This is a genomic window from Vibrio sp. YT-19(2023), from assembly GCF_033337395.1.
Genome location: NZ_JAWOQN010001099.1, coordinates 1 through 526, shown reverse-complemented (window position 1 = coordinate 526; position 526 = coordinate 1). Strand labels below are relative to the sequence as shown.

Annotated in this window: 1 protein-coding gene; it reads right to left on the bottom strand. The window is 35.0% G+C overall.

What is annotated here, in order from left to right; genetic code table 11:
* Positions 1–429 (bottom strand): type VI secretion system lipoprotein TssJ (tssJ, locus tag R7E78_RS30260; protein ID WP_318059161.1); only part of this gene is annotated, 429 nt, incomplete at its 3' end.
* Positions 430–526 lie beyond the last annotated feature (97 nt).

Sequence of the window (526 nt, the reverse complement as noted above, 5' to 3'; positions counted from 1 at the left end):
TAACGAGATTTGATAAGTGTTGTAACCCGTCTTATCTACTTTAATGACTTGTCGCCAATTTGAATTCTCAATATCGCGAAACGCGGCTACGATACCCAAATATTCTGTTTTAGGAGACATACTAGCTTGGTAGATTTCTTTTTGGCCTGGTGTCAAAGATATTTCATATTTATTCACCAAGTCTGGACCGAGTACTTTTTCATGCTCCTCATAAATAGAGAAAAAATCTTGGCTCTCAAACAGTGTATTTGATGTAAGTTCAAATACATATACAACAACTGGTGATGGTCTTCCATTCGAGTCAGGGTTGATATTATGATTTGCCGTTATTTCTAAATCCGCATATGGGTCGACCACTAAATTAGCGGCGGAGCATCCCATTAATACTAATAATATAAATAACAAAAATGATTTATAAATTTGTTTCACAATCCCACCTTAACCTTTATTCTTGAGCGCTAATTCGTAGTGCTTAGCAAAATCTTCTAAATAAAATGGAGACTCTTTATTGACAAGTTCATCTGTT